Source organism: Flavobacterium keumense (genome assembly GCF_029866485.1).
Classification (GTDB): domain Bacteria; phylum Bacteroidota; class Bacteroidia; order Flavobacteriales; family Flavobacteriaceae; genus Flavobacterium; species Flavobacterium keumense.
In genome coordinates, this window is the sequence record NZ_CP092332.1 from 1,080,210 (window position 1) to 1,095,067 (window position 14,858).

Here is a 14,858-nt window from a genome sequence, read left to right on the forward strand (position 1 = left end):
GAAATTAAAAAAAACTTTCAAAATAAAACGCGACGAGTATAATTATTAATTAGATAATTGTATTTTCGCAAACTGAAAATAAAATTAATTACTATAAAAATGGCAGTTTTAGCAAAAATTAGAAAACGTTCTGCATTATTAATTGGTGCAATTGCATTGGCTTTATTTGCGTTTATTATACAAGATTTAATCGGTAAAGGCGGTCTTGGGCAAAATACAAAAGATGTGGGAACTATTAATGATAAAGACATTTCTTTTGAAGACTTTAGAATTAAAGTAAGTAATGTGGAAAAGAGTGGTCAAGGAATAACAGCGACTCAAGCTGCTAATCAAGTTTGGGACCAAGAAGTTTCGATTGCTTTGTTGACCTCTGAATTTGAAAAATTAGGTTTAAGAGTTGGAGAGAAACATTTGATCGAGGTTTTAAAAGCAGATCAAAATATTGGAAGTAATCCTTTATTTTTAAATGCTGCAGGACTATTTGATTTAGCAAAGTTTAAAGACTATTTTAAGGCTAATCCTGAACAAGCTGCTTTTTTACAAGAAAGAGAAAAATCTGCAGAATTGAATGCAAAGTTTCAAATTTACAATACCATGGTAAAATCAGCTTTATATACAACTGAAGCCGAAGGGAAATTGAAATATGAAATGGAGGCTAATAAAGTAAATTTTGCTTATGTTGCGGGATTGTATTCAACTATCAAAGACAGCCAAGTTAAAGTAACTGATGCTGAAATTGTAGACTTCATGAAGAAAAATGAAAAAAAATACAAAGCAGATGAATCAAGAGAAATTGAGTATGTTTTAATAGAAGACAAAGCATCTAAAGAAGATGAGGCTGAGGTGAGAGCAAAAATCACGTCTTTATTGTCAGGAAGTGTGGTATACAACCAAAAAACAGGTAAAAACGATACTTTGCCTGGATTTAAAAATGCTCCGAATGCCATTGAGTTTGTAAACTCAAATTCTGATGTGCCTTATGACTCTTCTTTTGTAGCCAAAAAAGATTTACCAGCAATTGATGCAGATCAATTATTCAATTTAGCTCCTGGAGCGGTTTATGGTCCTTATAAATTTGGAAATTACTACTGTATTTCTAAATCATTTGGTAAAAGAGCAGGAGTTAATGCCAAAGCAAGCCATATCTTAATTAGTTATGAAGGGACTCAAGTACCTAACAAAAGAGAAAAAAGAACTAAAGAACAAGCCTTGGCAAAAGCCCAAGCTATCTTAGCACAAGTGAATGCTAATCCAGATAGCTTCATGATGTTAGCATTTTCTAACTCAGATGATTCTTCGGCACAACAAGGGGGTGATTTGGGTTATTTTGGCCCAAACCAAATGGTAAAACCATTTAACGATTTTGTTTTTGGTAACCCAATTGGAAAAGTTGGATTAGTAGAAACACCTTTTGGATTCCACATCATCAGAATTACAGATAAACAAGACGGAGTACGTTTAGCAACTGTAGCTCAAAAAGTAGAGCCATCAGAAGCTACTTCAGATAAAATATTTACTCAAGCTACTCAATTTGAGATGGATGCTGCTAGCAAAGACTTTGCTAAATTGGCAAAAGACATGAAATTAACAATTGCTCCTGCTGTAACAGTGACAGGGATGCAAGAACAATTTGCGTCTTTAGGAAATCAAAGAGCTATTGTAAGATGGGCTTTTGAAGAAGATTCTAAAGTAGGATCAATCAAACGATTTGAGTTAGCTAATATTGGTCACGTAATTGCGAGAGTAAAATCAATAGATAATTCAGGTTTAGTGCCAGTTTCTCAAGTAAGATCCTATGTGGAGCCAATCCTTAAAAATAAGAAAAAAGCAGAGTTAATCAAAGCGAAAATGACAGGTTCTTCATTAGAAGCGATTGCAAAATCAGCGGGATCTAAAGTAGAGCAAGCGGCTAACCTTACTATGGAAAATCCAGTTTTAGGTTTAGTTGGGGCTGAGCCAAAAGTAGTAGTAGGAACAGCTTTTGCCCTGGCTGCTAATAAAGTGTCAGCACCTATTGAAGGAGTAACGGGTGTGTATGTTGTGAAAAATGTAAGTACAGTAAAAGCACCAGCCTTGAAAAACCACGCTGCTTATGTAGCTAAATTAAAACAACAAACTGCAGGGGATGCGGGTAGAATTCTTCCAGCATTGAAAGCCAATGCTACTATTGAAGACAATAGAAGTAAGTTCAATTACTAAGAAGTAAAATTCACTATACAAAAAAGCCAAGACATTGTCTTGGCTTTTTTTATGGTTTAAATTTATTTGCTTATTGTGTAGTATAATTTTATATGGTTATTGTTCATTATATTTGATAGTAAAAATAAATATTTTAGTAATAATCGAATTTAAAATCTGTGTAAACAATCTTATATATGAAAAATTTTATTTTTCTTTTTATTGCTTGTCAATTATTGTTTAGTTGTAAAACCGTAAGTTTTCAGTTAACTCCTATCAATGATTATGTATCGAGTCTTAATTTAAAAGATTCAGATACTATTATGGTAATTGAAGAGAAAATTAATAATAATGTGACTATTGATATATTTAAAGGACAAATTTATTTTGAACCATTTACATCCAAATATGAAAGATATGAGGGTGTTGAAAAGCCTTTATTTAATGAGAAGTATTGGGAAAAAATGAAATGTAAGTATGAAAATAAATATATTGAAGATCGTTGGGTAAAAGGGGATTATTGGACGATCAATGATTTTAATCATAAAAATATTGTTTTTATTAAACAGGAAAAATTTCCAGATCCTGGGAAATATGAAGTTTTCGACTTTAAAGAGAATTATAAAGTATTTTCGTTTTCAAAACCTATTTATTACAAACATCATAAATATGTTGCTTTTAGTGTAACATCCACAACAACTGATAATAAATATATTGATGACATATTCATAGTAGTTATGGTAAAAATCAACGGAAAATGGAGTGTTCTTGAAAAAGTTAGTGATGGTGTTTATAGATAGTATTAATTTTAGTATAAAAATTAATTTATTTTAAATCACAAAATCATTTCTGAATACGGAATCACCGTTTCATATCCTTTGGCAATAAAATATGGTTTTGGATTTTCTTTTGAAACTGCCAAAACAAAATCGCCACCCCAAGCGCCTAAACTTTTTATAGCACCTTCAAAGTCTGGGAATAAGGTATTTTTCACTGTTTCTGTTTTTAAAAGCGCACTTAAAACGCTTTCGTGTTGGTGTAGTAATTGCGCAAAAACATCAATGTTCTTTGCGGCAAGAATGTCTTGAGTTAAGGAATCAATCGTAGCAATGTAGTTCGATAATTGGGAGGTTTTATTGGAATGATATTCCGCTATGGCCGATTTACTATTGCGTTTTTGGTTCAAATACACAAAATAGAGATTTTGACTAAATTCAGGTTTAAAAGCTACTTTTTCTACTTTGGGTTTCCCATTTGCAATAGAATAAGTAATAGGATTGTTGTTTTGCGCACAAGCAATATCATAGCCGCTGCCACCAAAACTTTTATGCAACAATTCAAAAGCGTTTATTTGAAACCATTGCGCTATATTGTTAATCAAGGTGGACGAACTGCCTAAACCCCAATTTCGTGGAAAACTCAATTGTGTAGTTATACTAAAACCAGCTGAATTAGAAAACACACTTGGATTCATCGCATCAGCGACCTGCAAAATTTTGATGAGTGTCGCTTTTACTGATTCTGTAGTAATGTTATTGTCTTGAATTTCTTCAAACGAGAGAGTATCTTCAAACCAAACACTTCCATTAAAATCATAACTTTTCCAATGAATAGCACCTGTACTTGTATCTTCCACAATGAGATTTTGTCCCATTTTAGTGGGTAAAGCCAATCCTTTGGCGCCATCCAAAATGAGGTATTCTCCTGAAATTAATAATTTGCCGTTGCTATAGAAGGTCTTTTGCATTCCAATTAGTTTCTCAATTGGTTCATAAATTCGACTACCGCGCTATGGGAAACGGTTTGGTGCTTGAAGTGTTTTCGTACTGCTATACGTTCGTCTTCTGTTGCGTCAAATTGATTTAAAATATTATTCAAGTGCATTTTCATGTGTCCGTCTTGGATTCCTGTTGTAGTTAACGAACGCAGGGCAGCAAAATTTTGGGCTAAGCCTGCTACTGCTACAATTTGCATTAACTCTTGAGCAGAAGGTTTTTCGAGCATTTCCAAAGCTAATTTTACCAATGGATGCAAAGAGGTCAATCCGCCGACAGTACCTAAAGCCAAGGGAATTTCCATCCAAAAGCTAAAAACACCATTTTCTATTTTGGCATGCGATAAACTAGAATACTGTCCGTTGCGAGATGCATAAGCATGAACGCCTGCTTCGATGGCTCTAAAATCATTTCCGGTTGCCAATACTACTGCATCAATTCCATTCATAATCCCTTTGTTGTGCGTTACGGCACGGAAAGGTTCTACCTCGGCAATGCGAACGGCTTGCACAAATTTCTCGGCAAACTCCTGCGGATTCGGTATGTGTTTTTCTTCTAAGTCGGCAATAGGACACGAAACTTCAGCACGGACGATGCAATTGGGAACGTAATTTGACAAAATACTCATTACGATTTGAATGTCTTTTTCGGTTTCCGAGAACAATTCGTATTGGTTAGCCTTTTCTTTTAAGGTTTTGGCAAATTGCTCTAAACACGAATTGATAAAATTAGCTCCCATACTGTCTTTAGTCTCAAAACTCACATGAAGCTGAAAATAGTTTGGAATTAAATCGGTTTTGTCTTTTAAAACAATATCTAGGATACCACCGCCACGAGCTTGCATGTTTTTAGTAATGCTCGCGGTTTCTGTAAATAAATCGGATTTGATTTCAGCAAAGAAAGTATGTAGTTTTTCAGTTTCCCCTTTGAAAATGAAATGTACCTGACCAATTTTCTCCGTGTCAATTACTCGGGTGGTAAATCCGCCACGAGTAGACCAAAATTTAGCGGCTTTGGAAGCGGCTGCTACCACCGAACTTTCTTCGATAGCCATCGGAATGGTTTTGTATTTTCCGTTGATTAGAAAATTAGGCGCAACACCCAAAGGAATGTAGAAATTAGAAATCGTATTTTCGATGAATTCGTCGTGTAGTTTTTGGATTTTTTCATCTGAATTCCAATAGTTTTTCAATAATTGAATAGCATCTTTTGGAGTTGAAAAATAGGTTTGGGCAATCCAGGCTATTTTTTCTTCTTTGGATAATTTAGAAAATCCACTTACGGCTTGGTTCATTCTCAATTGATTATAATAATTTCCTAGCAAAGATACACTTTTAGAACGTTTTTTTTATAACTCCTTGTATCCAATAAATGAGGGATTTATTTTTTGGTTTAACATTTAACAACTCAAATGTGAAATAATTGTAAATTTTTCACTAAAATTGGGGTCTGTTATAACCAAATTTAAATTATGAAATCAAACTTATCTTTTGTTCTGTTTTTTGTGTTCACAATGGCAGTTTTTGGACAACAAAAAATTACTGTTGAAGAAATTTATTCGGGCGCTTTTAGAGCCAAAGGAATGGACGAATTGCAGTCCATGAAAAATACCAATCAATACACGGTTTTGAATTATGATGCTCCTTCACGAAGCATGCAAATTGATTTGTTTGACTTTGCTACTTTAAAAAAAGTAAGTACGTTAATTGATACTAAAAATCATTCCGTATTAACGGATGGTATTGACAGCTACACATTCTCTCCTGATGAGAAATTAATTTTGATAGCTAATAATTCGAATTCTATTTACCGCCATTCTTTTACCGCTGATTATTATTTGTATGATACCACTACTAAGAGCGTATCTAAGTTATTTGATTTCCAAGTACAAGAGCCTACTTTTTCGCCAGATGGTAAAAAGATTGCTTTTGCTAGAGAAAACAATTTGTATGTGTACGATATTGCAAGTAAACAAACTACTGCCATTACCACTGATGGAAAAAAGAACAGCGTAATTAACGGAATTACGGATTGGGTGTATGAAGAAGAGTTTGCTTTTGTTCGTGCGTTTGATTGGAGCAAAGACAGTAAAAAAGTAGCCTACATTCGTTTTGACGAAAGTCAAGTTCCTGAATTCTCGATGTCTATTTTTAAAAAGGATTTGTACCCAACGGTAGAAACGTTTAAATATCCAAAAGCAGGTGAGAAAAACTCCGAAGTATCCTTGCATATTTATGATATAGCTTCTAGAGGAACTCAAAAAGTAAATTTATCTCAATATGCTGATTTTTACATTGCAAGAATGCAATGGACGAATGAAGCAAATGTACTTTCGGCTCAAGTATTGAACCGTCACCAAGATAATTTGGATTTGTTGTTCGTTGATGGAAATTCAGGAGCTGCTAAAGTGGTGTTGAATGAAAAAGACAAAGCGTATGTAGATGTTACTGACAACCTAACATTCTTGAAAGACAATAGCTTTATTTGGACTAGTGAAAAAGACGGCTTCAATCATATTTACTTGTATGATAAAACGGGAAAATTAAAAAATCAAGTGACCAAAGGCAATTGGGAAGTAACCAATTACTATGGTTTTGACGAAAAAACAAATACAGTTTTCTACCAATCAGTTGAGAATGGGTCGATTAATAGAGATGTATATAGCATCAATTTGAATGGAAAAAACAAAGTGCGTTTGTCTAAAAAGACTGGTACAAATGCTGCTACTTTTAGTCCAAATTTTCAATATTTTATCAATACTTTCTCTAGTGCTACTCAGCCTACAACTTACACTTTGAATGAAGCTAAAACAGGAGCGCAAGTACAAGTAATTGAGAATAACGAAGCATTGGCATCCAAATTAAAAGCATATAATTTGCCTGCTAAAGAGTTCTTTGTGTTAAAAACAGCTAAAGGAAACGAATTGAATGCTTGGATTTTAAAACCAAAAGATTTTGATCCAACCAAAAAATATCCGGTTTTTATGTACCAATATTCTGGTCCAGGATCGCAACAAGTGAATAACGATTGGAATTCAAATGATGATTATTGGTTCCAAATGTTAGCACAACAAGGCTATATTGTAGCTTGTGTTGACGGACGTGGAACAGGATTTAAAGGTGCTGCCTTCAAAAAAGTAACGCAAAAGGAGTTAGGAAAATACGAAGTAGAAGACCAAATCGATGCGGCTAAAGTAATTGGAAATTATCCGTATGTAGATAAATCTCGAATTGGAATTTGGGGTTGGAGTTATGGAGGTTTCATGGCGTCGAATTGTATTATGAAAGGGGCTGATGTATTCAAAATGGCCATTGCAGTGGCTCCGGTAACTAACTGGCGTTTTTACGATAGTATTTATACGGAACGTTATATGCAAACACCTCAAGAGAATGCAAGTGGCTATGATGAAAATTCGCCAATCAACCATGTGAATAAATTGAAAGGAAAATTCTTGTTGATTCATGGTTCAGGGGATGATAATGTGCATGTTCAAAATTCAATGCAAATGATGGAAGCTTTGATTCAAGCCAACAAACAATTTGATTCTCAAATTTATCCTGACAAAAATCACGGAATTTACGGAGGTAAAACCAGAATCCAGTTGTTTACCAAAATGACTAATTTTATCAAGGAAAATTTATAAAACGAACCAATAATTACAACCAAAAAATAAATTTATGACAGCAACTCAATCGAAAACAGCGCATCCAAAAGGGCTTTGGGTATTGTTTGGAACAGAAATGTGGGAACGATTCAATTTCTACGGAATGCGAACTTTATTAGTGCTTTTCCTTGTGAATTCATTGGTAATGAACGAGGAAGATGCGTCCTTAATTTATGGAGGTTTCTTAGGGCTTTGTTATTTAACACCAATGTTAGGCGGGTTTATTGCCGATCGGTTTTTAGGCAATAGAAATTGTATTTTGTTGGGTGGATTGATCATGGCCATTGGTCAGTTGTTGTTATTTACCAGTGCGAGTGTTTTTGGTGATAATTTACCTTTGGCAACAACCATTATGTACAGTGGTTTGGGAGCCATTATTTTAGGTAATGGATTCTTCAAACCGAATATTTCTTCTATGGTGGGAAGTTTGTACCCAAAACAAGAAAAAAATAAATTGGATACGGCATTTACTATTTTTTATATGGGAATTAACATTGGAGCTTTCTTAGGGCAATCTATTTGTCCATTATTAGGAGATGTTAAAGATTCCGCTGGAATTAGAGATATTCATGCGTTCAAATGGGGATTCCTTGCCGCTTCGATTGCGATGCTTTTAGGGACTATTTTATTTTACTTTTTAAAAGACAAATATGTGGTTTCGCCAGAAGGAAAACCAATTGGCGGGTTGCCTTCTAAAAATGAATCCTCAGATTACGAAGAAGGAGAAGCGCAAAAAGCAGTATTCACTCCAAAAGCATTATTCATTGCTGCACTTTGTTTTGTAGGCTTATTTTTCCTGTTCCATTCTTCGGTTGAAGGGGATAATGTAGTAAAGACGATTATTTATCCAATAATTTATGCGAGTGGAATTACCTTAGCAGGATTAATTTTATCTGATAGTTCGTTGACCAAAATAGAGAGAGACCGAATCTTAGTCATTTATATTGTATCGTTCTTTATCATTTTCTTTTGGGCCGCTTTTGAACAAGCAGGTTCTTCTTTGACCTTTATTGCCGATAATCAAACCGACAGAACGTTTTTATTTGGATGGCAAATGCCAGCTTCGATGGTGCAAATTTTTAATGGACTTTTCGTTGTTATTTTAGCGGTTCCATTTAGTATGTTATGGGACAGATTAAGAGCTAAAGATAAAGAACCTATTTCTCCATTCAAATTGGCGTTAGGCTTATTTTTAATTACAGTGAGTTTCTTTATGATTGCTAATCAAGTTAAAGGCTTAGGAACTTCAGGCTTATTAGCAGTTAAATGGTTGATTTTATTGTATTTCTTAAATACATGTGCTGAGTTGTGCTTGTCGCCAATAGGTTTGTCTTTAGTTGGGAAATTATCACCAAAGCGTTTTGCTTCTTTATTATATGGTGTTTTCTTTTTGTCGAATGCTTCTGGATATGCATTAGGGGGGACATTAGGTTCTATCTTGCCGGCGACAGGAGATAAATTTGATAAAGCAAAAAATCTTGGGATTGATTTACAAGCTATTTTAGATAAAAAAATTACGCCAACAGCAGAGCAATTGAAGTTGTTAGCCGATAATCAAATTAGCGATCATAATCCAATTTTTGCTGGTTTTGAAATTCACAATCTATTTGAATTCTTCATGGTGTTTGTGGTGTTGACAGGAATTGCATCCTTAATTTTGTTTGCGTTGACTCCAGTATTGAAAAAAATGATGCATGGTGTCCGATAATTTAACCATAGAAAAAATTCAAAACTTTGAAGGCAAATACCCCAAGCAATTGTGGTATTTGTTTTTAGTAGAAATGTGGGAACGTTTCTGTTTTTATGGAATGCGTGGAGTTTTGACCTATTTTATGGTAGATCAATTACTCTTAAAAGATGAAGCGGCTAATTTGCAATATGGAGCTATTCAAGCTTTTGTCTACGCGTTCACGTTTATCGGAGGGATTTTTGCTGATAAAATTTTAGGGTTCAAAAAATCGTTATTGTTTGGAGGAATCGTGATGATTTTAGGCAATCTATTAATTGCTTTTTCTCCAGCAACTTTGTTTTATTATGGAATAGCGTTTTCAATTATTGGAACAGGTTTTTTTAAACCGAATATTTCTTCTATGGTGGGTGAATTGTATCATGAAAATGACAACAGACGCGATGCAGGTTACGGAATGTTTTATGCTGGAATTAATGTAGGCGGACTTTTAGGAGGCGCATTATGTATTTATTTAGGTAAATATTATTCCTGGCAATGGTGTTTCTTATCGGCGGCGATTGTGATGCTTTTGGGTTTGATTACATTTTTGTTGACCAAAAAACAGTTAGGACCTATTGGCAATTCTCCTTTATTACATCTGACTTCAAATAAAAGAAAAATTCGTGAAATTTTAGTTTATATAGGTTCGTTGTTGAGTATTCCATTGATATTTTTAATGGTAAAAAACACGGATTACACGGATTATTTTATGTACTCCATAGGAGTATTAGCAGTTCTCTATTTTGTATTCGAGACAGTCAATTTGAAAAATAGTGCTTTGCAAAAAAAATTAATTGCAGCGTTCTTATTCATCTTTTTTTACTTTTTATTCAATGCGATATACGAGCAAAGTGGTGGTTCATTATCTCTTTTTGCCAAAGACAATTTGAATGATAGTTTGCTGTTCTTTCATATCGATCCCAATGTAGTTAACAATAGTTCCAATACTTTTTTTGTAATTGTATTGAGTCCGCTAATTGGGTTGCTATGGTTGTGGTTAGGGAAGAGAAAAATAGAACCCAATACTATTGTCAAATTCGGAATCGGATTTTTATTCCTTGGCGCTTCGTTTTATATCTTTTATCTCACTCGATTTTTTGCCAACGTGAAAGGAGTTGCTTCTTTGAATGTGTTTACATTTGCTTATTTGGTAACTACCGTTGGCGAATTGTGTTTGGGTCCTATTGGGATGTCAATTATTACAAAGCTTTCGCCAAAACGTCTCTTCGGGATGATGATGGGATTGTGGTTTTTGGCTAGCGCATTTGGTCAATTAGCCGCTGGGAAATTAGGCGCTGCTATGTCCAATTCAGATACGGGGAATACATTAGTGTCTAAATTGCAATCGTACACCGAAGGCTATTATCAATTGGCTATTTATTCCATTATTGCAGGTGTATTTTTAATTGTGATTACACCTTTGATAAAAAAATTAATGCAGGAAGTGAAATAAATCACTAATTTTGATTTCATAAATATACAACAAAATGAAAAAAATAATTATCACCTTAGTATTTGTTTTAGGTTCAATTTCTCTACAAGCACAAGAATTGTATTGGGAAACTAATGTAAATAAAGCCATTGAAGTTTCTAAGAAAACTAAAAAGCCATTGTTGTTATTTTTTACGGGAAGTGACTGGTGTGGTTGGTGTATTCGTTTGCAAAAAGAAGTGTTGAAAACACCTGAATTTGCTACTTGGGCAAAGGATAATGTGGTTTTGGTTGAATTGGATTATCCAAGAGCAAAAGCTCAAACCAACGAAATCAAACAACAAAACGCACAATTACAACAAATTTTCGGTATTCAAGGATATCCAACTGTGTTTTTTAGCAATGTACAAGAATCGGCTGGTAAAATTAACTTTCAAGCTTTGGGAAATACAGGGTATGTTGCTGGTGGGCCTAAGGCGTGGTTAGCAGTTGCCGACGGAATTTTGAAGAAAAAATAAATACTTTAACGTAGGATATAAAATCCCTTTTCACTTGTGGAGTGAAAAGGGATTTTTTCTTTTTCACAACTGGCTTTCCAAAGTTTCTGTAGGGTTTTGTAATTCGACGCATCGGCGACAATTTCTTTAGGCTGACTTATTCGAATGAGTCGTTCTAAATTAATTTTAGGTGATTGAGTGAGTACAATAATATCAGGGTGATTTTCCGGATAAACCCCTGTGCTATCTATAATCAAAATACGCTTTTTGTTGAAGTAAATGGTGTTTTTTAATTCTTTGGCTGCGGCCAAATGACTAAAATTACCCACAAGATAAGCGTTGAGTGTCTTGTTTTTTGCACCGACTTTTTGGAGGCTATCATTTGCGTAAAGTGTAACCGTTCTCCCGTTGCGTTCGGCAATCAAGGTGTTCTTTTTTGAATTAAATACTACCCATTCTTGTTGGTTTGTCACTTGCCATTTGTTCCATAAAAAAGCTATTTGTACTACAATAACCGAAACTAAGACAGCAACCAAACGTTGAAATTGCGGTTTCTTAAACCAAAGAATTGTACTGAAAACTACCGCATAACTACTCAAGAGAAAAGTTAGCGTGAACGGAATATCTTTAATGATAAATTGTTCTGCATTTGCGATGGTGTGGATGATTTTGTCCACTACAAACAAACTCCATTCCAATGCTTTGGATACGAAAAAAGGACATTGGTCAAAAAATGCCAATACCATTACTAACACGCCTAACCCCATAATGAATCCTGTTAAAGGAATGATAACCAAATTAGTTATAAAAAACAATCCTGGAAACTGATGAAAATAATACAAACTCAAAGGCAGTGTTCCTATTTGTGCGGCAAATGAAACGCTAAGAATGTCCCAAATGTATTTTGAGATTTTGTTTTTGGGTTCCCAAAGGCTTGATAATAGAGGGTGAAACCACAAGATAAAAAATAACGCCAAATAGCTTAGTTGAAATCCTACATCAAATAGAAAAGCGGGTTGTACTAACAAAATTAGTAAAATAGACACCAATAAAGTGTGGTAAATATTCACGCTTCGGCGAAGGTGTTGCCCAATGGCTACAAACGAAAACATGGTTACAGAACGCACTACTGATGGTGCTAATCCTGCCAAGATTCCAAACAGCCAAAGCGAGCATAAAATGACAATCAATTTCAACAACGAGCCTTTTCTATTGTTAGGGACAGGTTTTAGTATAAAAGTAACAAACAATAAAATAAATCCGATGTGTAACCCAGAAACGGATAAAATATGGACTGCGCCTGCATATTGGTAGTCTTGGATAATTTCAGGGTCAATGTCTTGTTGCTGACCGAGCAGTAAAGCAACGGCTACATTCAGTTCAGTGGAGTGAAAACCGTCTTTTTTTAAATTGTTAATGATGGTGTTCCGAATTTGGGCAGCATAATACCAACTATCTTTTTCAATCAGAGAACTTACTTTGATGTCAGAGGCATCAGCATACAGCTGGCCATAGATTTGTTTGTTCGTTAGGTATTTCCCATAATCAAATTGGTTGGGGTTTTTAGGACTGCTGTTGGGATACAAACTGCCTTGGATTTGGAGCCGATTGCCAATAACAAAAACATGATGCAAACTGTCTTTTTTGATATTGAGCAGTAATTTTCCAGAACATTGGGTTTTGTCTATTTGGCTTACCAAAGCCACATACCGCTGACTAGAATTACTACTTTTTAATTTTTCGTTGAGTACTAACGTAAAGGCGTGTTGTTGCTCAAAAACGTTTTGAATTTGGGTGAAATGATTTTTTTGATAGGAATCAGTATGAATGGTTTGGGTACTTACACCAATGGCAAAAGCAAGTCCGTAAACAGTCAGGCCAAAATAACGAAGAAGATTTGGTTTTTTGGTACACCAAAAATAAACACCACCCAATAATAGGGTAGCCACAAAGAGAGAGGCGAACACAAGATTGGGACTAGGTTGTTTATAATAGGCAAATACAATACCTACAATAAAAACCAATGTAACTCTTGCTAGGGGGAATTGCAAAACTTTCATGTTACTAAAATACAAAAAATTAAAAGCGAACTATATAAAATTTAAAAGCTTCCAGTCTTTTAAATTTGGAAGTTTTTTAGTATATATTTTAAAACTACTTTAAATTAGTTACAATTAACTGTGCTGTTTTTTGACTCGCGCCAATACCACCTAGTTTTTCTTCTAATTGGTCGTAATGGGCTAATAGTTGGGTGCGTTGGTCGCCTTCTAGAATTTTAGCTAATTCCTCTTTGATGCGTTTCGTGGTACAGTCGTCTTGAATTAATTCGGTTACCACTTCTTTATCCATGATGAGGTTGACTAACGAAATATATTTCAAAGTAATGATACGTTTTGCAATTTGGTACGAAGCCCAGCTTCCTTTGTAACATACCACTTCAGGAACTTTAAAAAGAGCCGTTTCTAATGTAGCCGTTCCAGAAGTTACTAGAGCAGCTGTGGCTATTTGCAGTAACGAGTAGGTTTTATTCGAGATGAATTTGATGTTGGAGTTGGTAATGAACTTTTCGTAAAAAGAAAATTCTTGACTTGGCGCACCCGCAATCACAAATTGGTAGTCTGGAAAATCATTGACTACACTTAACATCACGGAGAGCATTTTGGTTATTTCTTGTTTTCGACTCCCCGGCAAAATAGCAATAATGGGTTGGTCGCTCAAGTTGTTTTCTTTTCTAAAAATAGGGGAATCAATTGATGGTTGGTTGTGGATGGCATCAATCAAAGGATGTCCCACAAAGTGAACCGGGTAATGGTGTTTGTTTTCGTAAAACTCTTTTTCAAAAGGCAAAATCACATACATCTCATCCACATCACGCTTGATATCGGTGATCCTATTTTCTTTCCAAGCCCAGATTTGAGGCGAAATGTAATAGTGGGTTTTGATATTTATGGTTTTTGCCCATTTGGCAATACGCAAGTTAAATCCGGGATAATCAATAAAAACGATTACATCAGGTTGGAACTCCAAAATATCTTTTTTAGCAATGGTAATATTGTTTAAAATGGTTTTTAAATTGAAAAGCACTTCAATAAATCCCATGAAAGCGAGTTCTTTGTAATGTTTTACCAAAGTTCCGCCAACAGCTTGCATCAAATCGCCTCCCCAAAAGCGAATCTCGGCTTTCGGGTCCTCGTGGTATAAGGCTTTCATTAAATTGGATCCGTGTAAATCGCCCGAAGCTTCTCCTGCTATAATGTAATATTTCATCTTTTTTATTGCGTATTTTTCTGAAAGTTATACAAATAAAGTGATAATGGTTAAGACGATAACGGCCAAAATTACACCGCGTGCCATGAACTCTTTGTATGATTTTAACAAGGCCCAAAAAACGATTAAATCCAAGACGGTCCCAAGAGTGATTATCTTGCCTAATTTACCATCTGCGTGTAATAATTCGATTCCAGTAACGAAAGTATACTCAGTGAATAAGCTAATGAATAGAAAACATCCTAAAAAAGAAGTGATTAGTCCAATTACAAATCCAAGAAGTAAGTCGGTTTTATTTTTCAAAAGGATATAAATTA

At 34.7% G+C, this 14,858-nt stretch carries 11 protein-coding genes; 6 read left to right on the plus strand and 5 right to left on the minus strand.

Features of this window, described 5'->3' with window-relative positions:
• Positions 1–99 precede the first annotated feature (99 nt).
• Together MG292_RS04650 and MG292_RS04655 are read left to right on the plus strand one after the other, a co-directional pair.
• Positions 100–2,199, plus strand: a complete 2,100-nt coding sequence (locus MG292_RS04650; RefSeq protein ID WP_280158235.1) for a peptidylprolyl isomerase — start codon at positions 100–102, stop codon at positions 2,197–2,199.
• 176 nt (positions 2,200–2,375) lie between these two features.
• A complete protein-coding gene (locus MG292_RS04655) occupies positions 2,376–2,978 on the plus strand; it encodes a hypothetical protein (RefSeq protein ID WP_264533870.1) in 603 nt (200 codons plus the stop codon).
• 35 nt (positions 2,979–3,013) lie between these two features.
• Here the strand turns inward: MG292_RS04655 and MG292_RS04660 are convergent, their stop codons facing one another.
• Together MG292_RS04660 and MG292_RS04665 are read right to left on the minus strand one after the other, a co-directional pair.
• Positions 3,014–3,925 carry a GYDIA family GHMP kinase gene (locus MG292_RS04660; protein WP_264533869.1) on the minus strand — a complete coding sequence of 304 codons (912 nt, stop codon included), beginning with the start codon at positions 3,923–3,925 and terminating at the stop codon, positions 3,014–3,016.
• A gap of 5 nt (positions 3,926–3,930) precedes the next feature.
• Entirely contained in the window at positions 3,931–5,247 is a 1,317-nt protein-coding gene (locus MG292_RS04665) for a hydroxymethylglutaryl-CoA reductase, degradative (protein WP_264533868.1), read from the minus strand.
• Positions 5,248–5,424: 177 nt separating this feature from the next.
• Here MG292_RS04665 and MG292_RS04670 point away from each other — a divergent pair, with 177 nt between their 5' ends.
• Genes MG292_RS04670 through MG292_RS04685 form a run of 4 tightly spaced genes read left to right on the plus strand, consistent with a single transcriptional unit; the run spans position 5,425 to position 11,295 of the window.
• Positions 5,425–7,596 (plus strand): S9 family peptidase, encoded by a 2,172-nt coding sequence (locus tag MG292_RS04670; protein WP_264533867.1) that lies wholly within the window; start codon positions 5,425–5,427, stop codon positions 7,594–7,596.
• A 34-nt stretch (positions 7,597–7,630) separates the two neighbouring features.
• Positions 7,631–9,325 (plus strand): peptide MFS transporter, encoded by a 1,695-nt coding sequence (locus MG292_RS04675; protein ID WP_264533866.1) that lies wholly within the window; start codon positions 7,631–7,633, stop codon positions 9,323–9,325.
• Complete coding sequence (locus MG292_RS04680) at positions 9,312–10,799, plus strand: peptide MFS transporter (RefSeq protein WP_413614217.1); 1,488 nt, start codon at positions 9,312–9,314, stop codon at positions 10,797–10,799. The genes MG292_RS04675 and MG292_RS04680 overlap by 14 nt, the downstream gene beginning before the upstream one ends.
• A 34-nt stretch (positions 10,800–10,833) precedes the next feature.
• Positions 10,834–11,295: a thioredoxin family protein gene (locus MG292_RS04685; RefSeq protein ID WP_264533865.1), complete on the plus strand. Its 462-nt coding sequence runs from the start codon at positions 10,834–10,836 to the stop codon at positions 11,293–11,295.
• A 5-nt stretch (positions 11,296–11,300) separates the two neighbouring features.
• On the opposite strand, the gene MG292_RS04690 is transcribed toward MG292_RS04685, so the two are convergent.
• From MG292_RS04690 to MG292_RS04700, 3 genes are all read right to left on the minus strand, one after another.
• The gene (locus tag MG292_RS04690; protein ID WP_264533864.1) at positions 11,301–13,334 is read right to left on the minus strand and encodes a ComEC/Rec2 family competence protein; all 2,034 of its coding nucleotides are present in this window, start codon (positions 13,332–13,334) and stop codon (positions 11,301–11,303) included.
• A gap of 94 nt (positions 13,335–13,428) precedes the next feature.
• Positions 13,429–14,541 carry a lipid-A-disaccharide synthase gene (lpxB, locus tag MG292_RS04695; RefSeq protein ID WP_264533863.1) on the minus strand — a complete coding sequence of 371 codons (1,113 nt, stop codon included), beginning with the start codon at positions 14,539–14,541 and terminating at the stop codon, positions 13,429–13,431.
• Positions 14,542–14,568: 27 nt separating this feature from the next.
• The gene (locus MG292_RS04700; protein ID WP_264533862.1) at positions 14,569–14,844 is read right to left on the minus strand and encodes a hypothetical protein; all 276 of its coding nucleotides are present in this window, start codon (positions 14,842–14,844) and stop codon (positions 14,569–14,571) included.
• Positions 14,845–14,858: the final 14 nt, after the last annotated feature.